We start from the raw sequence: 22,869 nt of genomic DNA on the forward strand, positions 1-22,869 counted from the left end.
ATGCCTCAGCCATCGCAACCGAATGACGCGTACTACGCGCACTACCAGTCGCTGCGTTTGCAGCGTCATCCGCATGGCGTGCTCGAAGTCGTGATGAGCGGGGAGGGCGCGAATAAAAGCGGCCTCGCGACCGCGAACGCACGCATGCATTACGAGCTCGCGGAAATCTGGCGCGATATCGATCGCGATCCCGATACGCGCGTCGCGATCATTCGCGGCGAGGGTAAAGGCTTTTCGGCCGGCGGCGATCTGCAGCTCGTCGAGGACATGGCGAACGATTTCGAGGTGCGCACGCGTGTGTGGCGCGAAGCGCGCGATCTCGTCTACAACGTGATCAACTGCGGCAAGCCGATCGTGTCGGCGATGCACGGGCCGGCGGTCGGCGCGGGGCTCGTCGCGGGGCTGCTCGCCGATATCTCGATCGCGGCGAAGACGGCCCGCATCATCGACGGACACACGCGCCTCGGCGTCGCCGCGGGCGATCATGCGGCGATCGTCTGGCCGCTCCTGTGCGGCATGGCGAAGGCGAAGTACTACCTGCTGCTGTGCGAGCCGGTGAGCGGCGAGGAGGCGGAGCGCATCGGGCTCGTGTCGCTGGCCGTCGACGAAAGCGATCTGCTGCCGAAGGCGTTCGAAGTCGCGCGCAAGCTGGCCGACGGTTCGCAGACCGCCATCCGCTGGACCAAGTACGCGTTGAACAACTGGCTGCGCACGGCGGGGCCGGCGTTCGATACGTCGCTCGCGCTGGAATTCATGGGCTTCGCGGGGCCCGACGTGCGCGAGGGCCTGAGCTCGTTGCGCGAGCGGCGCGCGCCCGATTTTGGCGCGGGCGGTTCACGTAACGACCAACGATCGTGATGTCATACCCCACACGGTATGATCGAATCGACGCGCGCGGCATCGCGCGCTCCACCTATCATCCAGCACCGAGGCGACAACCATGACCGACACCACTGGCTCCGCGCCGCCCTTTCCCGGCTTCCCCGGTTTTCCGCCCGCTGAAATGCTCGATCGCATGTGGAGCATGATTCGGCTGTCGCCGTTCGGCGCCGCCATGACGGGCGCGCAGCCGGGTGGGGGCACGAGTCCGTCGCTGTCGATGATGTCCGACATGATGGCGCCGCTCACGAGCGTCGAGGAGCTCGACAAGCGCATCACCGACATGCGCGCGGTCGAGCAATGGTTGAAGCTGAATCTGAGCATGCTGCAGTCGGCGATCCAGGCGCTCGAAGTGCAACGTGCGACGCTCGCGACGCTGCGCGCGTTCGGCGCGTTCGCGCAATCGTCGATGTCGCAGGCGGCGGCTGCTGCGTCGGGTGCCGCCGCGAGTGGCGCGCCGAACACCGCCCCGAGCCCCGCCCCGGCGCCGAGCTGGACGAAGCCGGCCGAGCCCAGGCCCGAAAGCGCCACGCAGGCCGACAGCGACGAAGAGGAAGCGCCTGCGGCGCCCGGCTTCGATGCGTCCGCGTGGTGGAATCTGCTGCAATCGCAGTTCAACCAGATCGCGCAGTTCGCGATGACGCAGCCGTCCGTCGCGGTCGCCGCGGCGGGCGGGGGCACGCAGGGCAAGCCGGAACCGTCGAAGGCCGCGGATGCGTCGGGCGCCGATGCGTCGGGCGCCGCCGCGCAAAACGCGAAGCCCGCCGTCAAACGGCCGGCGGCGAAGCGCGCCGCGCCGTCGGCCAAACGCGCGGCCGGAACGAGCGCGACAACGCCGAAAAAGTCGACGTGAGCCGGACGGCGCGCCGGGAATCAGTGGCCGATGATGAAGGCGACTGATCGGCTGCGTTTTTCCCTATTCCAGCGCCGGCGGTTTCCGCCCGCGCGAATCGCCGACTTATTGAGAGAAGTCAATACCACAGTGCGCTCGCGCCGCTTCTGTCACGGGTTTCGTGGGAGGCGCGTGCTATCATTATGTAAGCTTGATCTGGCTTTGGGGCGTGCGCCGAAAACGACCAATCCCGCCGCCCTCGCGTCATTCGCCGCCGGCGCTACCGGTGCAGGGCGGGACGGTGCGGTTGTCGACCCAGACTGGCTCGACCTCAGGCAAAGGGTATCCCTCCCCCACGGTTGGCCTCGGCGCCTGATTCACGCTTCAGGCGCCAATACAAAAGCCCGGACTTCTTTGCTGCCCGATGCTTCTGGGCGGCTGATTAACGCGTAAAATTGAATGCTTGGCCGATAAACGGCACGTCCGTTCGTCGTAGGTAAAAACGGCTACACGTAGCAGCAACAGACACAAACAGTATGTGCAGAACAGGGGTGGGACTATGAACACCATGCTTTATCCGGAACTTTATAAATCGCTCGAATCCGTTCGATGGGACATGGAGAAGGACATTCCCTGGGACAAATTCGATGCATCGCTGTTGACCGACGAGCAGGCGGCGACGATCAAGATGAACGCGATCACCGAATGGTCGGCGTTGCCCGCCACGGAAATGTTTCTGCGTGACAATCATCACGACAGCGATTTCTCCGCATTCATGAGCGTGTGGTTCTTCGAGGAGCAGAAGCACTCGCTGGTGCTGATGGAATATCTGCGCCGCTTCAAGCCGGAACTGGTCCCGACCGAAGAGGAACTGCACGCAGTGCGCTTCGAGTTCGATCCCGCACCGCCGCTCGAAACGCTGATGTTGCACTTCTGCGGCGAAATCCGCCTGAATCACTGGTATCGCCGCGCCGCCGAATGGCATACCGAGCCAGTCATCAAGCACATCTACGAAACTATCTCGCGCGACGAAGCGCGCCACGGCGGCGCGTATCTGCGCTACATGAAGAAGGCGATGGCGCAAACCGGCGACATCGCGCGTGCCGCGTTCGCGAAGATAGGCGTGCTGATGGCGTCGGCGCGTCGCACCGAAAAGCCGCTGCACCCCACCAACCTGCACGTGAACCAGGCGCTGTTCCCGCGCGACACGATCCAGTCGCGTCTGCCGGATCCGGAATGGCTCGAGCGCTGGCTCGACGAGCAGATCCGTTTCGACGACGGCTGGGAAAAGAAGGTCATCGAGCGCATTCTGCACAACCTGTCGCTGCTGTTCGAACGCACGTTCAACACCGCGCAGGAACTGAACCGTTATCGCAAGGAAGTGGTCGCGCGTCTGCAAGCTGCTGAACAAAACCCGGCGCAGCAGCAGCCGGCGTAACGACTCAGGCGTTTCAGCACCGTATCAAACGGCGGTCCGGCAAGCGTGAGCTTGCCGGACCGTTTTGCTTCGGGCCGTCCACCGTGTATCGTGACGGCACCTGGCATTCCTGTTCCCGTAACTCCCCAACTCCCAGATTCCCCAACTCTGTGACTGTGCGATGACCGCCATCTTTGAACGCAAGATTCTGACGCGCGATGCCCTGGTGAAGCTTCGTCCTTCGCTGCGCGCGCCGGTCGTGTTTACGAACGGCGTGTTCGATATCCTGCATCGTGGTCACGTGACCTATCTGGCCGACGCAAAGGCGCTGGGCGCGTGCCTGATCGTTGGTGTCAATAGCGACGCGTCGGTGCGGATGCTCGGCAAAGGCGACGACCGGCCGATCAACAACGAGGCCGACCGCATGGCCTTGCTAGCGGCGCTGGAAAGCGTCGATTACGTGGTGGGCTTCGGCGAGAAGACGCCGGTCGAGCTGATTTCCGCGCTGCGCCCGGACGTGCTCGTGAAGGGCGGCGACTATGACATGGACGCGCTGCCCGAATCGGCGCTCGTGCGCGGTTGGGGCGGCAAGGCGCTCGCGATTGCGTTCGAGCACGATCGCTCGACGACCGCGCTGTTGAAGAAGGTGCGGACGCAGGGTTGATGCCGCCCGTTGCCGCAAAACGCGCGGCGCACTGCTGAACTTCTAACCGACCGCGTCGCTCACCTGATTACTGCGGCAACTCCGATGTCGAAATCGGCGCCTGCGGCGCGGGTCCGCCGACCACCGCCTGGTCGGCCGCATCGGCGGCGCTGACCGGCCGCACCTTCAGCCAGTCCGGATGAATCTGGCGGTTCAGATGATTCGGCTCGCGTCCGCTGGCGGCGGGTGTGGGGCCGAAGGCGCCAAGCAGCGCGACGAAAGCCAGCACGTTGACAACAATCAGAATGGCGATCGGCCAGCGCAGCATTGTGGGTGTTTCCAATTCAGAAAGAAGTTGAGCCTGGGGCGTGCGGGAAAAACTCGGGTTCGGAAAATGGGCGGCGAATTGCGCGCAACTCAGGCGCAGGTTCTACACGTACATCACGCTCCACCCGGTCGTGAATCGAACGCTAGCCACGGCAGGCAATCAGCCGCTTTGCCGCGCCATATCCTCGGCTGCGATCAGCGCAAGCCCTGACAGCACCAGCGAATCGTGGCGAGTATGCGGCACTTTCAGGGCGCTCGCCACTTCGTCGGCGGCGCCGCCGCTGACTACGAGACGCACCGGCACCTGCCACTCATCCTGCAGGTCCCGCCACATCCGCTCGATCAATCCGGCCTGCGCCAGCGTGCAGCCCGCCGACAGCGAGCGCGGCGTATCCGTTGCGAAGAACGGCCCGCGACGGCCCGCGCCGGTGGTATCGGCGGCGTCGAGCAGGCCGCGCGCGCGCGCGGCGTCGAGCGTCGGCAGTTGCGCGGTGTGCTCACCGAGCGAGCGCATCATCAGCGTCCAGCCCGGCGCAATCAATCCGCCGATAAACGCGCCATCGGCGCGCAAGGCCTCGAGCGTCGTCGCGGTGCCGAAGGTCGCGAGCAGCAGATGCTCGCCGGGAAAGGTCGCGTGCGCGCCGATCATGCCGGTCCAGCGGTCGCTGCCGAGCGAGTCCGGTGTCGTGTAGCAATTGGTCACGCCGCATCGACGAGCACTTGCGCGGATCGTCGCGAGCGGCAGTCGCGGCCAGTGCGCGTCGACGAGCGCCGCGATGTGCGTCGCGACCTCCGCGCCCGCGACGTTGGAGAGCCACGCGCCGCATGGCGCCGGCCAGTCAGTCCAAGCGGGTTGCGCACCCGACCGCGCGCGTGGCCCGGCAAGGCCGTCATGCGCGAGCGCGCCGCTCGCCAACTGCGTCCCATCGGGCTGCACCAGCGCCCACTTGATCCGGCTATTGCCCGCGTCGATCAGCAGATATGGCGCGCGCTGACTCATGCGACACCGTGGGCGAGGCGCAGCGACACGTCACCGGTCGCGATGCTCTGGCGGCCCTCAGCCGTATCGAGCAGCAACTGGCCACGCTCGTCAACGCCCACCGCCACGCCGCGCGCGAGCTCCTGACCTTGTTCGAGCAGCACGACGTCGCGGCCCGCGTACGCATGCACCGCGTTCCAGCGCGGCTGGAACGGCGCGAAGCCTTCGGCGCCGAAGCGCTGCAGCATCGGTTCGAGCGCGTTCAATTCGGCTGCCAGCGTATCGGTCAGATTCGCGTTCGGCAGCGCGCGTTGCAACGCGGTCGGCACGGTGCCGAGCGCCTGCGGCGGTACCTCGGCGTTCAGCGCGCCCACCTTCGCCGCGAGTTCGTCGGCGCCTTTCACGTTGGTGCCAATGCCGATCACGACCGCGCTCGCGTCGTCGGTGCTCCACGCGGTTTCGATCAGGATGCCGGCGAGCTTGTCGCCTTCGAGCAGCACGTCGTTCGGCCACTTCAGCGCGATCTGTCCGGGACCCGCGACTGGCAGCGAGCGCAGCCCGTCGACGAGCGCGACGCCCACCGCGAGACTCAAGCCCCCGAGCCCTTCGAGCGGTCGCGGCAAGACGCACGCGACCGAAAACAGCAGCGCGTTGCCGGGCTCCGCGTACCACGGCCGCCCACGGCGGCCGCGCCCAGCGGTCTGCAGATACGCGACGCGCACGATCGGCCGCGGCAGCGCGTTCGCGCGGCGCGGCAGGGCTTTCACGTGGGTCATCAAGTCGGCGTTGGTCGAGCCGGTTTCTTCGACGATTTCGATCGGCCAGTCATGCGCATGCGCGCCGAACAGCTTGACCGCGCGTTCGCGATCGATGCGCCAGTCGGGCGAAGCCGACGACGAGGCTGGTGCCGCGCTTGTCGCTGCGGACGGGGAGGCGGGAGTCTTGGAGGCATTCATGTCCCATATTGTAGCCACAGCGAACCCGCCCGGGACTCGAATGCGCAGCGGTGAACGGCGACGCCGATCGATGTGCATCAGCGCGGACCGGCGGCCGAGCCTTCGTTACAATGGCCGCTAATCCGATAACCAGATTCACGCGATCCTTGAACAACGACACTCCGCCCGGCCTTGAAGTCGCGGCCGGCAGCCAAGGCAAGATCGTCCGTCTCTCGGGCCAGTGGACGGCGCTCGCGCTCGCGCGCGATCGCGACACCGGGCACGTGATTCCGCAACTGCGTTCGCTGACCGGCGCGCAGGGCATCGGCGAGTGGGACCTGTCGCGCGTCGACAGGATGGACCACGTCGGCGGCCAGGCGCTGTGGCGCGTGTGGGGCCGCAAGATGCCGCCGGGCACCGCGCTCACGGACACGCAGCGCGACATCTTCGAGCGCATCGCGCTGCTCGACACGGTGCGCGAGAGCGCCGAGCCGGTCACGCGCCTCGATCCCTTTACGCGTCTCGGCCTCGGGCTCTTCTCGTTCGTCGAGCACATGCAGGGCGGCGTCGCGATGCTCGGGCGCTTCGTGCTCGATCTGCTCGCGATCGTGCGCAAGCCGAAACTCACGCCGTGGACCGAAATCTCCGCGAACATTTACAACGCCGGCGCTCGCGCGCTGCCGATCACCGCGCTGGTCGCGTTCCTGATCGGCATCGTGTTGAGCTATCTGTCGGCACAGCAATTGCGCGTGTTTGGCGCGAACCAGTTCATCGTCAATATTCTCGGCCTCGCGGTGATTCGCGAACTCGGCCCGGTGCTGTCGGCGATTCTGGTGGCGGGCCGCTCGGGCTCGGCGATCACCGCGCAGATCGGCGTGATGCGCGTGACCGAGGAGCTCGACGCGATGCGCGTAATGGGCATCCCGCACGGCCTGCGGCTGATCCTGCCGCGCGTGATCGCACTGGCCGTCGCGATGCCGCTGCTCGTGATGTGGACCAACGTGATCTCGTTGACGGGCGGCGCGCTCGCCGCGAAGCTCGTGCTCGGCATCGACATGAGCTTCTTCGCGCGCCAGCTGCCGAACGTCGTGCCGATCGCGAACCTGTGGATCGGGCTTGGCAAGGGCGCGGTATTCGGCATGCTGATCGCGATCGCCGGCTGTCATTTCGGCTTCCGTATCAAGGCCAATTCGCAGAGTCTCGGCGAAGGCACGACGACCTCGGTGGTCACGTCGATCACCATCGTGATTCTCGCGGACGCGGTGTTCGCGATCCTCTTTCAGAACGTGGGGCTAGGATGATCGCGCCACTCACCGAAGCCGTACGCGGCCAACCCGTACCGTCGATCGCCGAGCCGGTGATCGAGGTGATCGACATCACCAAGCGCTACGGCCGCAATATCGTGCATCAGCATCTGAGCCTCGACGTGCGGCGCGGCGAGATCGTGTCGATCGTCGGCGGCTCGGGCTCGGGCAAAACCACGCTGGTGCGGCAGATTCTCGGCCTCGAGCGCCCGTCGAGGGGCACGATCAAGCTGTTCGGCGAAGACCTCGCAACGATCTCGCCCGACACCGCGCTGCTGATGCGCAGCCGCTCGGGCATGCTGTTCCAGCGCGGCGCGCTGTTCTCGTCGCTGTCGGTGTTCGACAACGTCGCGCAACCGGTGCGCGAGCTCGGCAAGGTGCCCGAAGACCTGCTGCGCGACATCGTGATGCTGAAGCTCGAAATGGTCGGGCTGCCGTGCAAGCACGCGTCGAAGATGCCATCGGCGCTGTCGGGCGGCATGATCAAGCGGGTTGGCATCGCGCGCGCGATCGCGCTCGAACCCGAACTGCTGTTCCTCGACGAACCGACCGCCGGCCTCGACCCGGAGGCGTCCGACGAATTCGTCGAGCTGATTTCAGGGCTGCATCGCGCGCTCGGTCTGACGGTCGTGATGATCACGCACGATCTCGATACGATGGTCGCACTGTCGACACGCGTGGCCGTGCTGGCCGATCGCAAAGTGCTCGTCAACGCGCCGGTCGAGGAGGCCGCGGGCGTCGACCATCCGTTCATCCACGAATATTTCCTCGGCCTGCGCGGGCGCCGCGCGCTGCAGGCGCTGCCGCCGGAGCGCCGGGCGAAGCTGCCGCCGGCGGCGCTCGAGCCGGCGTCGTCCGAGTTGCCGCTGTGAGGCGGGCCGCCATGAACCGGGCCGCTATGAACCAGGGAAACTGACAATGGAAAACAAAGCGCATGCGTTCTGGGCCGGGCTCTTCACGGTCGTGCTGACGGCGGCGATCGCGCTGGCGGCGTATCTGTTCAACGTCGACCGCACCGTGCGGGTGCCGTACGACCTGATCGCGCGCACCAGCGTGAACGGCCTCTTTGCCGACGCGGCGGTGCGCTTTCGCGGGCTCGACGTCGGCCGTGTGCAGTCGATCAAGTTCGATCCGACACATCCGGGGCAGATCCTGATCCGCATCATGGTCGACCAGCACGCGCCGATCACGCATTCGACGTTCGGCAGCCTCGGCTTGCAGGGCGTGACCGGCATCGCGTTCATCCAGCTCGACGATACCGGGCGCGATCTGACGCCGCTGCCGTCGTCGGCCCAAAAGGTCGCGCAATTGCCGATGCGTCCGGGTCTGTTCGACCAGTTGCAGCGACGCGGCGAGGTGCTGCTGCGCAAGCTCGAAAAAGTCACCGACAACGTGAACGACATGCTGTCGCCGGAAATGGTCGCGCAGCTGCACGACACTGCGGCGAGCATCGCGCAGGCGGCCTCGGGCGTCGCGACGCTGACTCGTGAGATGGCGCCGGTCGCCAGCAAGCTGCCCGGCACGATCGACCAGCTGAACCACACGCTCGCGTCGACCAACCAGATGATCACGAACCTGAACCGTCCGGACGGACCCCTCGAGCGCAATCTGAACAAGGTCGGCACGGCCGCGCAGCAGGCGGGCGATGCGCTTACGCAGATGAACACGTCGCTGCAGGACCTGTCCGCGCGGGTCGGCTTGGAGACGCTGCCGCGCGTCGATTCGCTGACCGAGGACGCGCGCGCGGCGGCGCAATCGATCGACCGCGCCGCCGACACCTTCAACACCAATCCGCGCAGCGTGCTGTTCGGCGCGCCGCGCCCGGCGCCGGGTCCGGGCGAGGCCGGCTTCGCGTGGCCCGCCGCCGCCGCGCCCGCAGCTCACTAAATCCGCAGGCTAGAACAGAGGAAGATGCCCATGTCACGCTCGATTCACCGACTGTTGTCCTCGCGCGCCGCGCTCGCGGCGCTGCTTGCGTTCGGCGTGCTGGCGGCGGGCTGCGCGGGCACGTCCGCGGTGGTGTCGGACGTCCGCTACGACTTCGGGCCGCCGCCGCAGGCCGCCGCGGCGAGCCGGCTGCCGGCCGTCAAGGTGCTGGAGGTCAGCGCGCCGTCCGTGCTCGAATCCGACCGGCTGATTTATCGGCTGAGCTACGCCGACGCGCAGCAGACGGCCGCCTACGCCAACAGCCACTGGACGATGATGCCGTCGCAACTGCTGACGCAGCGCCTGCGCAACGCGCTGAGCGAGCGCGGCACCGTGCTGACGGGCGCGGACGGCGTGAGCGCGCCGGTGCTGCGGGTCGATCTGACCGAGTTCGAGCAGGTGTTCGACAGCCAGACGGACAGCCACGGCGCGATCACCGCGCGCGCGACGCTGATGCAGGGCGGCAAGGTGATCGGCCAGCAGACCTTCGTCGCGCACGCGCCCGCGCATTCGGCGGATGCGGCCGGCGGCGCGCGGGCGCTCGCCGCGGCCAGCGACGACCTCGTCGCGCAGATCACCACGTGGCTCGGCTCGCAGGCGCTGGTCGCCGCGCAATGACGGGCGGGCAGCGCACGCAACGGAGCGCTGCATGAGCGAACGCCCCTGGCTGCGCCGCCCGTCGACGCTGGCCCGTCAGGCGCTGCTGCTTTACACGGCGCTGATCGTCTACGGGTCGTGGTATCCGTTCTCGGGCTGGCGCTCGCTCGGCATCACGCCGTTCGCCTATCTGTTCGATCCGATGCCGCAGTACCTGACGGCGTTCGACGTCGTCACCAACGTGCTCGGCTATATGCCGTTCGGCGCGCTGGTGGTGCTCGCGGTGTACCCGCGTTGGCGCGGCACGCTGGCCGTCGCGCTCGCGTTCGTGTTGGGCGGTCTGCTGTCAGGCACGATGGAAGCCGTGCAGACCTATCTGCCGATACGCGTCGCCTCCAATCTCGATCTCGCCGCCAACACGCTGGGCGCGCTCGTCGGCGCGGCGGTGATGTCGCCGTTGACCGGCGCGCTGCTCGACCGCGGCCTGCTCAGGCGTTTGCGGTTGCTGTGGTTCGAGCGCGGCCATGCGACGCTCGCGTGCCTCGTCGCCGCGTGGCCGTTTGCGACGATGTATCCGTCGCCGCGTCTGCTCGGTCTCGGCAACTGGCCGCGCGCGCTGTGGCTGAGCGTCGATCCGGCCACCCAGGACGCGCTGCTCGCGTGGACGCCGTCCGCGTGGCATGTCGGCGCATGGCCGGCGGCGGCCGCCGCGTGGCTGGACGACGACACATGGGAAGCGCTGATCACGGCGCTAAACCTGTTCGCGGCGCTCGCGCTTGCATCGCTGCCGGCGCGCCGTCATGCGCCACGCGCGCGCCTGCTGTTCGTGTTCATCGTCGCGACCTTGTGCGTGAAGGCCGGCGCGACGTTCCTGCAATCGCAATCGGGCCTCGCGTTCGACTGGGCGACGCCCGGCGCGCTAATCGGACTTGTGTGCGGCACCGTCGCGGCGCTCGTCGCGCTGGCGCTGCGGCGGCGGTTGCGTGCGACGCTCGCCGGGGTCGCGCTGGTCGTCGCACTCGTGTTCGTCAATCTGCTGCCGGTGAACCCGTATTTCGACGCCGTGCTCGCCGACTGGCGGCAGGGACGCTATCTGCATTTCAACGGGCTCGCGCGCTGGCTCGCATGGATATGGCCCTATGCGGCGCTGGTGTGGCTCGCTTTCGCGGTCGAGCGGGCGTGGCTCAAGCGGCGCGCGAGGCGGGCGTGACGTGCTTGCGCGCCGGCCGCCAGACCCCGACGCCTGCACAGCCCGGTCGCTATAATCGTCCGCACCGCCATTGCACTTCCTTTCAGGCTCGCCTCCCGAACATCATGGATTCCTTCTACAAGCACCACGTTTTCTTCTGTCTGAATCAACGCGACCCCGGCGCCGAGCGTCCGAGCTGCGCGAACTGCAACGCACAGGCGATGCAGGAATACGCGAAACAACGCGTGAAGCAACTCGGCCTCGCCGGGCCCGGCCAGGTGCGCATCAACAAGGCCGGCTGCCTCGATCGCTGCGAACTGGGCCCGACGCTCGTCGTGTATCCCGAGGCGGTCTGGTACACCTACGTCGACGAGAGCGACATCGACGAGATCGTCGAATCGCATCTTGCGAACGGCAAGATCGTCGAGCGTCTGAAGATCGATCAATAACGCGAACCACAAAACGATCCATCCCGATGAACGTCAACACGAAGAAGTATCTGATCGACGGCCCGGTCGGCAAGATCGAGGTCGCGCTGGACCTGCCCGACGGCGTGCGCGAAAAAGGCGCCGCGCCACGCGGCATCGCGCTCGTCGCGCATCCGCATCCGCTGTTTGGCGGCACGATGGACAACAAGGTCGCGCAGACCCTCGCGCGCACGCTCGTGCAGCTGAACTACGTTACTTACCGGTCGAATTTCCGCGGCGTCGGCCAGACCCAGGGCGAGCACGACGCGGGCGTCGGCGAGCGCGACGATCTGCGCGCGGTGCTCGAGCACATGCGCGCAGATCCGGACTACGGCGATCTGCCGCTCGTATTGGCGGGCTTTTCGTTCGGCACCGTGGTGCTGTCGCACGTCGCGGCGAAGCTGCGCGATGAAGGCCGGGAAATCGAGCGCATCGTGTTCGTCGGTACCGCGGCGAGCCGCTGGGACGTCGCACCCGTGCCCGAAAGCACACTCGTGATCCACGGCGAAGTCGACGAGACCGTCCCCGTCCAGTCCGTGTTCGACTGGGCGCGGCCGCAGGAACTGCCGGTCGTCGTGATTCCGGGCGCCGAGCACTTTCTGCATCGCAAGCTTCACATCCTGAAGCGGATCATCGTCGACGCCTGGCGCTGAAAACGCGCGACGCTCATTTTGCGGGGGACAGGTGCGCGCAAACGTGTGCAAATCGACGACACGCGCGCGAAGCTGACCAGGTAGCGCGCGTATAATGGGCGCTCTTTTTTTGGGCACAGCGCCGCCCAGCCGGCAGAATCGCGCGCCGCGGAATCATTTCGCGGGAGGGCGCGGCCGGGTGCGCAGCGCTGCGCTCGCGAACCGATTGCGTCGCCATCAGTCCAACGGGCGCCCGCCGTTTTACGGCCAGATGCCCCGCCGACCGGCTCCCCCAACTCCGCGCGCTGTCGCGCAACGAATTTTTCTGCACGAATCGACCCTATGCGTTTCTCCTCCTCTGGCCGCACGTCATTCCCGTCACTCGCTTCTTTCGTTCCCGCTTCGCTCAATCGCGCCATCGCCGTCGGCCTCGTGCTGCCGGCCACGCTCGTCGCCAGCACCGCGTTCGCGCAGGTGCCGCCGCCGGGCGTCAACGCGCGCTCGTGGGTGCTCGTGGACGCGACCAGCAACCAGGTGCTGGCGTCCGCCAATGCCGACGAGCGCGTCGAGCCGGCGTCGTTGACCAAGCTGATGACCGCGTATCTCGTGTTCGAGGCGCTCGACACGAAGAAGATCACGATGGATCAGAGCATCGAGCCGAGCGAAGCCGTGCGGCGCGTGCGCAACGACGAATCGCGCATGTTCATCGAGGCGCTCAAGCCGGTGACCGTGCACGACCTCGTGTACGGCATGATCGTGCAGTCGGGCAACGACGCGGCAATTGCGCTCGCCGAACTGGTGGGCGGTAGCGAGGCGCAGTTCGTCGACATGATGAACAAGGAGGCGCAAAAGCTCGGCATGACGCACACGCATTTCGCCGACGTGAACGGCATGCCCGACCCGCAGCACTACACGACCGCGGGCGATCTCGCGATCCTGTCGGCCCGCCTGATTCGCGACTATCCCGAGTACTACAACATCTTCTCGGTCAAGGAATTCACGTACAACAAGATCAAGCAGCCGAACCGCAACCGTCTGCTGTGGATCGACCCGACCGTCGACGGTCTGAAGACCGGTCACACGCAAGGGGCCGGCTACTGCCTGATCGCGAGCGCGAAGCGTCCGCTGCCGGGCACGACCGACGCGTCGCGCCGTCTCGTCTCGGTGATGATGGGCGAGACCAAGGAGCACGACCGCGTGCAGGACAGCCTGAAGATGCTGAACTACGGCTACACCGCCTACGACACGACGCGTCTGTACAAGGCGAACCAGGTCGTGGCCACGCCGCGCGTCTACAAGGGTTCGCAGGACAGCGTGCAGGTTGGCGTGAAGAGCGACCAGTACATCACGCTGCCGAAGGGCGCCGCCGACAAGGCGAAGCCGCAGATCGAACTCAACGATCCGCTCGTCGCGCCGATCGCCAACGGCCAGCAGATCGGCACCGCCAAGCTCGTCGCCGACGGCAAGGTGCTCGCGCAATTCCCGGTGGTCGCGCTGCAGCCCGTGCAGCAAGCCGGTGTGGTGGGCCGCGTGTGGGATTCGCTGATGCTGATGTTCAACAAGAAAAAGTAAGGGCTACGTCGCAATGACCGTTGTCTCCGAGGTTTCGCCGGACCCGATCGTTCATCTGAACGGCGACCTGGTGCCGTTGTCCGAAGCGCGCGTGCCGGTGCTCGACCGCGGCTTCATTTTCGGCGACGGCATTTACGAAGTGGCGCCGTTGTACGCGCACGCGAGCGGACGGCGCACCGCGTTTCGTCTGAAGCAGCATCTGGCGCGTCTCGCGCGCTCGGTCGGCAAGATCGGCATCGCCAATCCGCTCGACGACGCTGGCTGGCGCACGCTGATCGGACGCGTGGTCGAGGCCAACGAAACGGACGGCGGCTTGCGTGCCGATCAGGACGCGATCGCATACATCCAGGTCACGCGTGGCGTCGCGAAGCGCGCTCACGCATTTCCGGCCGGCGTGAAACCGACCGTGTTCGTGATGGTCACCGCGCTGAACCTGCCCGCCGCCGCGCAGCGCGCAAGCGGTGTCCCGTGCGTGAGCGCCGAGGATCGTCGCTGGCTCAATTGCGACATCAAGTCGGTGTCGCTGCTCGGCAACGTGCTGATGGCGCAATACGCGGCCGAAAACGACGCCTTCGAGACGCTGCAGTTCCGCGATGGTTTGCTGACCGAAGGGTCGTCGTCGAACGTGTGGATCGTGAAGGATGGCGTGCTGGCCGCGCCGCCGCGCAGCAACAGGATTCTCGAAGGGATCCGCTATGGGCTCATCGAGGAGCTGACGGCCGAATCCGGTATCCGCTTCGAAGCGCGCGACATCACCGAAGCTGAAGTGCGCGCGGCCGATGAAATCATCGTCAGCTCGGCGACTAGGGAAGTGCTGCCGGTCACGCGGCTCGATGGCGCGCCGGTCGGCGCGGGCCGCCCGGGCGCGGTGTTTGCGGAGCTGTATGCGGCGTATCAGCGAGCCAAGGCGGCTGAAGCCGCCGCGGCGGAAGAAGGAGTAGAGAATGAATCCCGAGAACGACTCACTGTTTGAATTCCCCTGCGATTTCCCGATCAAGATCATGGGCAAATCGCACCCCGAGTTTGCCGCGACGATCGTCGAAGTGGTGCGCGTGTTCGATAGCGAGGTCGATGCGTCGCGCGTCGAGACGCGGCCGTCGAGCAGCGGCACCTACACGGGGCTGACCGTCCACGTGCGGGCGACGAGCCGCGCGCATCTCGACGACATCTATCGCGCGCTGACCGGCCATCCGATGGTCAAGGTCGTGCTGTAACACCGCGCGGTTTTTCACCTTACGGCGCGACGCGCAGCGCGTCCGCCGTCACTCCCTGCGCCGCCAGGCGCGCGCTCGCCGCGGGACCCGCCTCGCAGGCGAGATCGAACAGCAGCCTGAAGCGCGCCACCTCGTCGAACAACCAGTCGCGAAACGCCTTGACCCGCGCGGTCCCCAGCATCTGCGGCAGGCAGACCAAATAGTATTGCCACGGGCTCGGCCCATCCACATCAAAGAGCCGCACGAGCCGGCCCGCCGCGATTTCGTGCATCGCGAGCGAGCGGCGCGTCAGCGCGATCCCCTGGCCGTCGACGGCCGCCTGCAACAGATTCGACGAATCCTGATACAGCACGCCGCGCTTCGGCTCCGGCCAGTCGGTGAGGCCGGCGGCGTCGAACCATGGGCGCCATAGCTCGTCGTCGGAGCGCAGCAGCGGGACTTTGGCGAGATCGGCCGGAGTTTGCGGCAGCTTGCCGCCGTTGAAGTTGGGCGAGCAGGCGGGGAAGAAAATCTCGTCGAGCAGCAGCTCGGCGTGCAGCCCCGGATATTTGCCGAAGCCGAAACGGATCGCGACGTCGACGTCGTCGCGCGCGAAGTCCGTCAGCGCATTGGTGGTCAGCAACTCGAGATCCCACTGCGGATTTGCCTCGATAAAGCTGCCGATGCGCGGCGTCACCCAGCGTGCCGCGAACGACGACAGCATCGATATCACGAGGCGCCGCTCGCGGTCGCCGGCACGGATCGCGCGAGTCGCGTCGGCGAGCTCCATCAACGCGGCGCGCACCTGCGTTGCGTAGCGGCGGCCGGTTTCGGTGAGGCGCACGCGCTTGCCGTCGCGCGCGAACAGCGATACGCCGAGTTCGGCCTCGAGCGCGCGGATCTGGTGGCTGACCGCGCCGTGCGTGACGAACAACTCGTCGGCGGCGCGCGAAAAGCTTTCGTGGCGGGCGGCGGCTTCGAACGCCTTGATCGCGTTCAGGGCGGGGAGTTGACGCAGATCCATCGCAATATTTCTCACATAGACGTGAAAATTGATCGTTTTGCCCAAGTCCTTGCTGCACCTAGGATTCTAGTCATGAAACGATTTTTGGCGAGGGCCTCATGCGAGAAATTTCCTCTAGCATTGCATATGAAATCCGCACTGGCGACACGCTGCCGCTGAAGGTCGCGCGCAGCACGAAGTTGCGCGTGCATGGCGGCGCAGTGTGGGTCACGCGCAGCGACGACACGAAGGACTACTGGCTGCAGCCCGGGCAGACGCTGCATCTGCGGCGCGGCGAGCGGCTCTGGCTCAGCGCCGAGGGCGCCACGTTCGCGAAGGTTACGTTCTCGGTGCCGACCCGCTGCGATGAGCGCGCGCTGAACTGGCTCGCTCGCATCGGCGAGCGCTGGATGATGCGTGTGCGCGGCGGCTGGCGCACCGTTTGACGGTGGCGCGGTGCAAAAGCCGTGCATGACGCCGGGGCCGGCAGGGTACCGGCCCCGGCTGTGCAGGTTCCCGGTGGCCGCGGGCGCGGTTTCCGAGATTTCGGTAAACTCCCGGAATCATGTGCGCCACCCCGGTCTCTCCGTCTCCTCTACCTGCCATCGAGCCGCCCATGCTGCGCTGGCTCGGCCGCGAACCCTACGAAGCCAGTTTCGACGCGATGCGCGCCTTCACCGACGCCCGCACCGCCGACACCGCCGACGAAATCTGGCTCGTCGAACATCCGCCCGTCTTCACGCTCGGCCAGGCCGGCGATCCGGCGCACCTGCTCGCGGCAGACAGCAACATTCCGCTCGTCAAGGTCGACCGCGGCGGGCAGATCACGTATCACGGGCCCGGCCAGGTGGTCGCCTATCTGCTGCTCGACCTGCGCCGGCGCAAGCTGATGGTGCGCGAGCTGGTCACCCGGATCGAGCAGGCCGTGATCGACACCCTCGCGGCGTATAATCTCGCCGGAGAACGCAAGGCGGGCGCCCCCGGCATCTACGTGGCGCCTGGGCCCGACGCCGGGCTCCATGCCGGCGCCAAGATCGCGGCGCTTGGCCTGAAAATCCGCAACGGCTGCAGCTATCACGGCGTGAGTCTGAACGTGAACATGGACCTGCGGCCGTTTCTCGCGATCAATCCATGCGGCTACGCGGGGCTCGAAACAGTCGACATGGCGACGCTCGGCATCGCCGCCGGTTGGGACGACGTGGCCCGTACCCTCGCAGCAAGTCTCACCGCAAACCTCGACGGCAATCCCGCGGCCGTCGCCCAACCGCAGGCTGGTGCGCTCACCGCCTGACTGGATCGAACGAATGACTGACGTAACCGCGAATTCCGCAGCAGCCACCCCCGCGCCCGAAGGCGTGCCGGCCCCCGCCGCCTACGACGCCACCGCGAAGCAGAAAGCGCAAGCCAAGACCGCGCGCATCCCGATCAAGGTCGTTCCGATCGAAAAGCTGAAGAAGCCGGACTGGATCCGCGTGAAGGCGGCCACCGGCAATTCGCGCTTCTACGAGATCAAGCAGATCCTGCGCGAGCACAATCTTCACACGGTGTGTGAAGAGGCGAGCTGCCCGAACATCGGCGAATGTTTCGGCAAGGGCACCGCGACCTTCATGATCATGGGCGACAAGTGCACGCGCCGCTGCCCGTTCTGCGACGTCGGCCACGGCCGTCCCGATCCGCTCGACGCCGACGAACCGGCCAACCTCGCGCGCACCATCGCTGCGCTGAAGTTGAAGTACGTGGTGATCACCAGCGTCGACCGTGATGATCTGCGCGACGGTGGCGCGGCGCACTTCGTCGAATGTATCCGTCAGACGCGCGAGCTGTCGCCGCAAACGCGTATCGAAATCCTGACGCCGGACTTCCGTGGCCGCCTCGACCGCGCGCTCGGCATCCTGAATGCGGCGCCGCCCGACGTGATGAACCACAACCTCGAAACGGTGCCGCGTCTGTACAAGGAAGCGCGCCCGGGGTCGGATTACGCGCATTCGCTGAAGCTGCTGAAGGACTTCAAGGCGCTGCATCCGCACGTCGCGACCAAGTCCGGCCTGATGGTCGGCCTCGGCGAAACCGAAGAGGAAATCCTGCAAGTGATGCGCGATCTGCGCGAGCACGACGTCGACATGCTGACGATCGGCCAGTACCTGCAGCCGTCGGAGCATCATCTGCCGGTCCGCGCTTACGTGCATCCGGACACCTTCAAGATGTACGAGGAAGAGGCGTACAAGATGGGCTTCACGCACGCCGCGGTGGGCGCGATGGTTCGTTCGAGCTATCACGCCGACGTGCAGGCGCATGGAGCCGGCGTGGTCTGACGCGCTCGCGCCTCGCCGCTGTTGCCTCGCTTCACGCCCGCAGAAACGAAAAGCCCGCCGATGTGCGGGCTTTTTTCATAGACCGCTCTTCTATCAGCAAGGAAACGACACGTGGCAACCCCGATGGATCGCGGGACCTCCGCACAATGGCCTTATCCGCGGCTGATCGCGCACCGCTGCGGCGGTACGCTCGCGCCGGAAAACACCTTGACCGGTTTCGACGCCTGCGTGCGCTACGGCTATCGCATGGTCGAATTCGACGCGAAGCTGTCCGCCGACAACGCGCTGTTCCTGCTGCATGACGACACGCTCGATCGCACGACCAACGGCCACGGGCCGGCGGCCGCGCACACATGGCAGCAACTCGCCGCTCTGGATGCCGGCGCGTGGCGCGGCGCGGAGTTCGCCGGCACGCGGCTGCCGACGCTGGCCGACGCGGCCGAGCGTTGCGCGCGCGACGGCATCGCGGCGAACATCGAGATCAAGCCGTGTCCGGGCCGCGAAGTCATCACCGGCGCACTGGTCGCCCGGGGCGCGCTCGAGCTTTGGCAAGGGCAGACGCCGCCGCTGGTGTCGTCGTTTTCGTTCGACGCGCTCGCCGCCGCGCGCGATGCCGCGCCGCCGCTGCCGCGCGGCATGCTGTTCGAGCGGGTGCCGGCGGACTGGCTGAAGATCGTGCGCGAACTCGACTGCGTCTCGCTGCACGCGAGTCACCGCTATCTGAGCGAACCGCTGGTCGCGCAGATCCGCGCGGCCGGGCTGCGCGTGCTCGCCTACACGGTGAACGATCCGGCGCGCGCGCAGTTGCTCGAAGAATGGGGCGTCGACATGATCTGCACGGACCGGATCGATCTGTTGACGTGACGTCGCGCTCGCAAGCTCCGCACAAACCCCTGCGGGTTTCCCCGCAAACGCGCGCGCACCGAATTCCGGATTCCCCGACAGCGCTCGTCCGGATTTCCGGAAACCCGGACGGCGTGCGCCGAGCTGTGCCGGAAAACCCATAAAAATCAAGGCTTCCAGTCTGAAATCAAACTGGCATCGACCTTGCAAAAGAAAGCGCGTGGCCGCCACGGCCCGACAAAAAAGCAAGGAGACAAAATGTCCGATTTCCCCTCCCGGTATTTCTGAATTCGTCGTCTTTGCAGCGGTCCGCTAACGTGCGCCCGCGCGACGACGTTTCGTTCGCGTGTCGCGCCTCGCGGCGGGTCATCAGCTCATATCCCTCGCAGGAACCATCGTGAAGAAACCTATCCATAAAGTGCTGTACGTCCAGGTGATCGTGGCGATCATCATCGGCATCGTACTCGGGCATTTCTACCCGAACCTCGCCATTGACATGAAGCCGCTCGGCGATGGCTTCATCAAGCTGATCAAGATGGTGATCGGGCCGATCATCTTCTGCACGGTCGTGACGGGCATCGCCGGCATGGAGGACATGAAGAAGGTTGGACGCGTCGGCGGCAAGGCGCTGTTGTACTTCGAAATCGTCTCGACCTTCGCGCTGGTGCTCGGCCTCGCCGCCACGCACCTGCTGCGACCCGGCGCCGGCTTCAACGTCGATCCGGCCTCGCTCGACGGCCGCGCGGTTGCGTCGTATGCCGCGAAGGCGCACGGCCAGTCGACGGTCGACTTCTTCATGCACATCATTCCGGACACGCTGTTGTCGGCGTTCGCGCAGGGTGAGATCCTGCAGATCCTGCTGATCGCGCTGCTGTTCGGCGCCGTGCTCGCGACGGCCGGTGAGAAGGGCAAGCCGGTGACCAACTTCATCGAAGGGCTCTCGCACATCCTGTTCGGCATGGTGCGCATCATCACGAAGCTCGCGCCGATCGGCGCGTTCGGCGCGATGGCCTTCACGATCGGCAAGTACGGCATCGGCTCGCTGCTGCCGATGCTCAAGCTGGTCGGCACGTTCTATCTGACCTCGATCGTGTTCGTGGTGGTCGTGCTCGGCGCGATCGCGCGGGCGGTGGGCTTCAACATCCTGCGTTTCGTCGCATACATCAAGGAAGAGATGCTGATCGTGCTCGGCACGAGCTCGTCCGAAGCCGCGCTGCCGCAGCTGATGCTGAAGCTGGAAAATCTCGGCTGCTCGCGCTCGGTGGTGGGCCTCGTGGTGCCGACCGGCTACTCGTTCAACCTCGACGGCACCAACATCTACATGACGATGGCGGTGCTGTTCATCGCTCAGGCGACCAACACCGACCTCACGTGGGGCCAGCAGCTGACGCTGCTCGCGGTGACGATGCTGACCTCGAAGGGTGCGAGCGGCGTGACCGGCGCGGGCTTCATCACGCTCGCGGCCACGCTGGCCGTGGTGCCGACGATTCCGCTGTCGGGCATGGTGCTGATCCTTGGCATCGACCGGTTCATGAGCGAGTGCCGCGCACTGACGAACATCGTCGGCAACGGCGTCGCGACGGTCGTCGTGTCGGCCTGGGAAAAGGAGCTCGATCGCAGCAAGCTGAACAAGATGCTGCGCGGCGAGGTGGCGGTCAAAGAGCCGGCCGGCGTTTGAGTCGCGCCTCGCCAACCCTGTCGTGACCAGCGCGGACGCTTAAGCATGAAACCGGCGTCCGCGCGACCTTTCGAGGCGTCTGCCGGCGAGACCGCCGGCAAAAGTCGCGGCCCAGCCCGCGACGCGTCTGGCGGCGACGCCTTGCCGCCCTATGCCACAATGTCCGATGCACATCGATCGGACTTTGCCAACGTGACCCGCCGCCTGCTGATTCTCTTCGCGCTCGCAGCCGGGCTCGCGGCGGCATGCTGGCTTACCTACAACCTTGCGTGGAAAAGCGGTGTCGACACGCTGCGGCGCAACGCCGCCGTGCGCGCCGAGCGCACCGCGAGCGCGCTCAAGAGCACGCTCGAACGCTACGAATCGCTGCCGTATCTGCTCGCCGAGCATCCGATCGTGCAGGACGTGCTGATCGATCCGAATCCCGCCAACGTCAAGCGCGCGAATCTCTATCTCGAAGACCTGAACCGCCATGCGCGCGCGACGGTCACCTACATCATTTCGCTCGACGGCTACTGCATCGCCGCCAGCAACTGGCGCGGGCCGGGCAGCTTCGTCGGCGCGGGCTATCAGTTCCGGCCGTATTTCGTCGATGCAATGAAAGGCGGCGTCGGCCGCTTCTTCGGCATCGGCACGATTTCGCAGGCGCCCGGCTACTACATCTCGCAGCCGGTGCGGCGCGACGGCAAGATCGTCGGTGTGGCGGTCGTCAAGCTCGATCTCGAATGGTTTCAGGGCGTGGACGCGTCCGAGCCGCTAGTCGTCACCGACGATCATGGCGTGATCTTCCTGTCGTCGGTGCCGGCATGGAAGTACCACACGATTCGGCCGCTGCCCGGCCAGATCGCCAATTCGATCTACCAGGCTCGCCAGTACGCGCAGCAGCCGATCGAGCCGCTACCGGTGACGGTCGAGCGCATGCTCGAAGGCAATGCGCAGATCCTGCGCATCGGCGGCGGGCGCTCCGCGCCGCGCTTCCTCGCGTCGCGTCACGCCATGGGCGAGCCGGACTGGCATCTGATCACGATGTCGCCGGTCGATCCGGTCGATGCCGACGCGCGCAAGGCGACCATCGTCACCGGCTTCGGCTATGTGTCGCTGGTGCTGCTCGCGTTCTACTGGCGCATGCGGCGCGCGCGCGTGCGCGAAATGATGCGCAGCCGCGCGCTGCTGCAGAAGGCCTATGCCGAGCTGAACCAGCGCGTCGCCGAGCGCACCGCCGATCTGTCCGAGGCGAACGAGCAGTTGCACAAGGAAGTCGCCGAGCGTACACGCGCCGAGCAGGAACTGCGCGCCGCGCAAGACGAACTGATCCAGGCGAGCAAGCTGGCCGCGCTCGGTCAGATGGCGGCCGGCATCACGCACGAGCTGAACCAGCCGCTCGCCGCGCTGCGCAGTTTTTCCGATAACACGCGCGTGCTGCTCGAACGCGGCGATCAGGCATCGGCGCGCGAGAATCTCGAAGCGATCGCGGCGCTCACCGAGCGCATGGGCAAGATCACGAACCAGCTGAAGCTGTTCGTCGGCCGCGCGCGGCCGCGCAGCGCGCGCGCGTCGATCGTGCGGGCCCTGCGCAACGTCGTCGCGTTGCTGCAAAAGCGCCTGCAGGGCGTCGAACTCGAGTTCGTGCTGATCGATGCCGCGGCCGACACCGACACCGACGCCGCCGCTGCGGCAGCCGGCGCGCGCACGCCGCTGAATCTCGCCGACGATCATCCGGAGCTGGTCGCGAATTGCGACGATCTGCGGCTCGAACAGGTGCTGATCAACCTGCTCGGCAACGCGCTCGACGCAACCGCCGGCATGAACCCGCCGCATATCACGGTCGAGGTGGAGGCCGGCGCCGCGAACCTGTCGATCGCGGTCGGCGACAACGGCCCCGGCATTCCCGACGACGTGTTGCCGCACCTGTTCGAGCCGTTTTTCACGACGAAGGAAATGGGCCAGGGGCTCGGCCTTGGCCTCGCGATTTCATCGTCGATCGCGCGCGATTGCGGCGGCTCGCTTGTCGCGCGCAACGCGCCGCACGGTGGCGCATCATTCGTGTTGACGCTGCGTCGCGCGCGTGTGCAGACCAGCCCCTCGCACGATTCGCTGACCGCGGGCTCCTGATTTCACCCCGACGCATCACCCGGAACACG

General features: G+C 66.4%; 24 protein-coding genes. 20 read left to right on the forward strand and 4 right to left on the reverse strand.

Features of this window, described 5'->3' with window-relative positions:
* The 4 genes from HDG33_RS12075 (at window position 1) to rfaE2 (ending at window position 3,792) form a co-directional block, all read left to right on the forward strand.
* Window positions 1-858, forward strand: a complete 858-nt coding sequence (locus tag HDG33_RS12075) for an enoyl-CoA hydratase/isomerase family protein (protein ID WP_184026485.1) — start codon at window positions 1-3, stop codon at window positions 856-858.
* 82 nt (window positions 859-940) lie between these two features.
* Window positions 941-1,732, forward strand: a complete 792-nt coding sequence (locus HDG33_RS12080; RefSeq protein ID WP_184026488.1) for a PhaM family polyhydroxyalkanoate granule multifunctional regulatory protein — start codon at window positions 941-943, stop codon at window positions 1,730-1,732.
* 538 nt (window positions 1,733-2,270) lie between these two features.
* Window positions 2,271-3,149 carry a ferritin-like domain-containing protein gene (locus HDG33_RS12085; RefSeq protein ID WP_184026492.1) on the forward strand — a complete coding sequence of 293 codons (879 nt, stop codon included), beginning with the start codon at window positions 2,271-2,273 and terminating at the stop codon, window positions 3,147-3,149.
* Window positions 3,150-3,309: 160 nt separating this feature from the next.
* Window positions 3,310-3,792: a D-glycero-beta-D-manno-heptose 1-phosphate adenylyltransferase gene (gene rfaE2 / locus HDG33_RS12090; RefSeq protein WP_152851779.1), complete on the forward strand. Its 483-nt coding sequence runs from the start codon at window positions 3,310-3,312 to the stop codon at window positions 3,790-3,792.
* Window positions 3,793-3,859: 67 nt separating this feature from the next.
* Here rfaE2 and HDG33_RS12095 read toward each other — a convergent pair whose 3' ends face one another.
* The 3 genes from HDG33_RS12095 to HDG33_RS12105 form a co-directional block, all read right to left on the reverse strand.
* Window positions 3,860-4,099 (reverse strand): hypothetical protein, encoded by a 240-nt coding sequence (locus HDG33_RS12095; protein ID WP_184026497.1) that lies wholly within the window; start codon window positions 4,097-4,099, stop codon window positions 3,860-3,862.
* A gap of 159 nt (window positions 4,100-4,258) precedes the next feature.
* On the reverse strand, window positions 4,259-5,098 hold the full coding sequence (locus HDG33_RS12100; RefSeq protein ID WP_184026500.1) for a type III pantothenate kinase: 840 nt from the start codon (window positions 5,096-5,098) through the stop codon (window positions 4,259-4,261).
* Window positions 5,095-6,033 (reverse strand): biotin--[acetyl-CoA-carboxylase] ligase, encoded by a 939-nt coding sequence (locus HDG33_RS12105; RefSeq protein ID WP_184026503.1) that lies wholly within the window; start codon window positions 6,031-6,033, stop codon window positions 5,095-5,097. The genes HDG33_RS12100 and HDG33_RS12105 overlap by 4 nt, the downstream gene beginning before the upstream one ends.
* A 146-nt stretch (window positions 6,034-6,179) precedes the next feature.
* On the opposite strand from HDG33_RS12105, the gene HDG33_RS12110 reads away from it, so the two are divergent.
* The 10 genes from HDG33_RS12110 to HDG33_RS12155 all read left to right on the forward strand — a co-directional run bounded on the left by HDG33_RS12110 (window position 6,180) and on the right by HDG33_RS12155 (window position 14,913).
* Window positions 6,180-7,313 (forward strand): ABC transporter permease, encoded by a 1,134-nt coding sequence (locus HDG33_RS12110; RefSeq protein ID WP_184026505.1) that lies wholly within the window; start codon window positions 6,180-6,182, stop codon window positions 7,311-7,313.
* A complete protein-coding gene (locus tag HDG33_RS12115) occupies window positions 7,310-8,188 on the forward strand; it encodes an ABC transporter ATP-binding protein (RefSeq protein WP_184002655.1) in 879 nt (292 codons plus the stop codon). The genes HDG33_RS12110 and HDG33_RS12115 overlap by 4 nt, the downstream gene beginning before the upstream one ends.
* Before the next feature lie 46 nt (window positions 8,189-8,234).
* Window positions 8,235-9,203, forward strand: a complete 969-nt coding sequence (locus HDG33_RS12120; RefSeq protein WP_184026507.1) for an MlaD family protein — start codon at window positions 8,235-8,237, stop codon at window positions 9,201-9,203.
* Window positions 9,204-9,233: 30 nt separating this feature from the next.
* The gene (locus HDG33_RS12125) at window positions 9,234-9,860 is read left to right on the forward strand and encodes an ABC-type transport auxiliary lipoprotein family protein (RefSeq protein ID WP_184026510.1); all 627 of its coding nucleotides are present in this window, start codon (window positions 9,234-9,236) and stop codon (window positions 9,858-9,860) included.
* A 31-nt stretch (window positions 9,861-9,891) separates the two neighbouring features.
* The gene (locus HDG33_RS12130; RefSeq protein WP_184026513.1) at window positions 9,892-11,049 is read left to right on the forward strand and encodes a VanZ family protein; all 1,158 of its coding nucleotides are present in this window, start codon (window positions 9,892-9,894) and stop codon (window positions 11,047-11,049) included.
* Window positions 11,050-11,153: 104 nt separating this feature from the next.
* On the forward strand, window positions 11,154-11,477 hold the full coding sequence (locus HDG33_RS12135; RefSeq protein ID WP_090802831.1) for a ferredoxin: 324 nt from the start codon (window positions 11,154-11,156) through the stop codon (window positions 11,475-11,477).
* Window positions 11,478-11,503: 26 nt separating this feature from the next.
* Complete coding sequence (locus HDG33_RS12140; RefSeq protein WP_090802833.1) at window positions 11,504-12,148, forward strand: alpha/beta hydrolase; 645 nt, start codon at window positions 11,504-11,506, stop codon at window positions 12,146-12,148.
* A gap of 321 nt (window positions 12,149-12,469) precedes the next feature.
* Window positions 12,470-13,699, forward strand: a complete 1,230-nt coding sequence (locus tag HDG33_RS12145) for a D-alanyl-D-alanine carboxypeptidase family protein (protein ID WP_184026516.1) — start codon at window positions 12,470-12,472, stop codon at window positions 13,697-13,699.
* A 13-nt stretch (window positions 13,700-13,712) separates the two neighbouring features.
* Window positions 13,713-14,672, forward strand: coding sequence for a D-amino acid aminotransferase (locus HDG33_RS12150; protein ID WP_184026519.1), 960 nt, complete (start codon window positions 13,713-13,715; stop codon window positions 14,670-14,672).
* Entirely contained in the window at window positions 14,644-14,913 is a 270-nt protein-coding gene (locus HDG33_RS12155) for a DUF493 family protein (RefSeq protein WP_129960330.1), read from the forward strand. The genes HDG33_RS12150 and HDG33_RS12155 overlap by 29 nt, the downstream gene beginning before the upstream one ends.
* 19 nt (window positions 14,914-14,932) lie before the next feature.
* Here HDG33_RS12155 and HDG33_RS12160 read toward each other — a convergent pair whose 3' ends face one another.
* Complete coding sequence (locus HDG33_RS12160; protein WP_184026524.1) at window positions 14,933-15,916, reverse strand: transcriptional regulator GcvA; 984 nt, start codon at window positions 15,914-15,916, stop codon at window positions 14,933-14,935.
* Window positions 15,917-16,014: 98 nt separating this feature from the next.
* Here HDG33_RS12160 and HDG33_RS12165 point away from each other — a divergent pair, with 98 nt between their 5' ends.
* The 6 genes from HDG33_RS12165 to HDG33_RS12190 all read left to right on the forward strand — a co-directional run bounded on the left by HDG33_RS12165 (window position 16,015) and on the right by HDG33_RS12190 (window position 22,840).
* The gene (locus HDG33_RS12165; RefSeq protein WP_184002639.1) at window positions 16,015-16,341 is read left to right on the forward strand and encodes a DUF2917 domain-containing protein; all 327 of its coding nucleotides are present in this window, start codon (window positions 16,015-16,017) and stop codon (window positions 16,339-16,341) included.
* Window positions 16,342-16,460: 119 nt separating this feature from the next.
* Window positions 16,461-17,186: a lipoyl(octanoyl) transferase LipB gene (lipB, locus tag HDG33_RS12170; protein ID WP_090802840.1), complete on the forward strand. Its 726-nt coding sequence runs from the start codon at window positions 16,461-16,463 to the stop codon at window positions 17,184-17,186.
* Between the two features lie 13 nt (window positions 17,187-17,199).
* Window positions 17,200-18,207 (forward strand): lipoyl synthase, encoded by a 1,008-nt coding sequence (lipA, locus tag HDG33_RS12175; protein WP_018419279.1) that lies wholly within the window; start codon window positions 17,200-17,202, stop codon window positions 18,205-18,207.
* 111 nt (window positions 18,208-18,318) lie between these two features.
* On the forward strand, window positions 18,319-19,071 hold the full coding sequence (gene ugpQ, locus HDG33_RS12180) for a glycerophosphodiester phosphodiesterase (protein ID WP_184026527.1): 753 nt from the start codon (window positions 18,319-18,321) through the stop codon (window positions 19,069-19,071).
* A gap of 376 nt (window positions 19,072-19,447) precedes the next feature.
* Window positions 19,448-20,728, forward strand: coding sequence for a dicarboxylate/amino acid:cation symporter (locus HDG33_RS12185; RefSeq protein ID WP_184026530.1), 1,281 nt, complete (start codon window positions 19,448-19,450; stop codon window positions 20,726-20,728).
* Window positions 20,729-20,773: 45 nt separating this feature from the next.
* On the forward strand, window positions 20,774-22,840 hold the full coding sequence (locus HDG33_RS12190; RefSeq protein ID WP_184026533.1) for an ATP-binding protein: 2,067 nt from the start codon (window positions 20,774-20,776) through the stop codon (window positions 22,838-22,840).
* Window positions 22,841-22,869 lie beyond the last annotated feature (29 nt).

This window comes from Paraburkholderia sp. Cpub6, from assembly GCF_014201065.1.
GTDB classification, from domain to species: domain Bacteria; phylum Pseudomonadota; class Gammaproteobacteria; order Burkholderiales; family Burkholderiaceae; genus Paraburkholderia; species Paraburkholderia tuberum.

Coding starts and splice junctions, on each gene's coding strand:
- HDG33_RS12075 (WP_184026485.1), top strand. CDS start 1: ATGCCTCAGCCATCGCAACCGAATGACGCGTACTACGCGCACTACCAG.
- HDG33_RS12080 (WP_184026488.1), top strand. CDS start 941: ATGACCGACACCACTGGCTCCGCGCCGCCCTTTCCCGGCTTCCCCGGT.
- HDG33_RS12085 (WP_184026492.1), top strand. CDS start 2,271: ATGAACACCATGCTTTATCCGGAACTTTATAAATCGCTCGAATCCGTT.
- rfaE2 (WP_152851779.1), top strand. CDS start 3,310: ATGACCGCCATCTTTGAACGCAAGATTCTGACGCGCGATGCCCTGGTG.
- HDG33_RS12095 (WP_184026497.1), bottom strand. CDS start 4,099: ATGCTGCGCTGGCCGATCGCCATTCTGATTGTTGTCAACGTGCTGGCT.
- HDG33_RS12100 (WP_184026500.1), bottom strand. CDS start 5,098: ATGAGTCAGCGCGCGCCATATCTGCTGATCGACGCGGGCAATAGCCGG.
- HDG33_RS12105 (WP_184026503.1), bottom strand. CDS start 6,033: ATGAATGCCTCCAAGACTCCCGCCTCCCCGTCCGCAGCGACAAGCGCG.
- HDG33_RS12115 (WP_184002655.1), top strand. CDS start 7,310: ATGATCGCGCCACTCACCGAAGCCGTACGCGGCCAACCCGTACCGTCG.
- HDG33_RS12120 (WP_184026507.1), top strand. CDS start 8,235: ATGGAAAACAAAGCGCATGCGTTCTGGGCCGGGCTCTTCACGGTCGTG.
- HDG33_RS12125 (WP_184026510.1), top strand. CDS start 9,234: ATGTCACGCTCGATTCACCGACTGTTGTCCTCGCGCGCCGCGCTCGCG.
- HDG33_RS12130 (WP_184026513.1), top strand. CDS start 9,892: ATGAGCGAACGCCCCTGGCTGCGCCGCCCGTCGACGCTGGCCCGTCAG.
- HDG33_RS12135 (WP_090802831.1), top strand. CDS start 11,154: ATGGATTCCTTCTACAAGCACCACGTTTTCTTCTGTCTGAATCAACGC.
- HDG33_RS12140 (WP_090802833.1), top strand. CDS start 11,504: ATGAACGTCAACACGAAGAAGTATCTGATCGACGGCCCGGTCGGCAAG.
- HDG33_RS12145 (WP_184026516.1), top strand. CDS start 12,470: ATGCGTTTCTCCTCCTCTGGCCGCACGTCATTCCCGTCACTCGCTTCT.
- HDG33_RS12150 (WP_184026519.1), top strand. CDS start 13,713: ATGACCGTTGTCTCCGAGGTTTCGCCGGACCCGATCGTTCATCTGAAC.
- HDG33_RS12155 (WP_129960330.1), top strand. CDS start 14,644: ATGAATCCCGAGAACGACTCACTGTTTGAATTCCCCTGCGATTTCCCG.
- HDG33_RS12160 (WP_184026524.1), bottom strand. CDS start 15,916: ATGGATCTGCGTCAACTCCCCGCCCTGAACGCGATCAAGGCGTTCGAA.
- HDG33_RS12165 (WP_184002639.1), top strand. CDS start 16,015: ATGCGAGAAATTTCCTCTAGCATTGCATATGAAATCCGCACTGGCGAC.
- lipB (WP_090802840.1), top strand. CDS start 16,461: ATGTGCGCCACCCCGGTCTCTCCGTCTCCTCTACCTGCCATCGAGCCG.
- lipA (WP_018419279.1), top strand. CDS start 17,200: ATGACTGACGTAACCGCGAATTCCGCAGCAGCCACCCCCGCGCCCGAA.
- HDG33_RS12190 (WP_184026533.1), top strand. CDS start 20,774: ATGAAACCGGCGTCCGCGCGACCTTTCGAGGCGTCTGCCGGCGAGACC.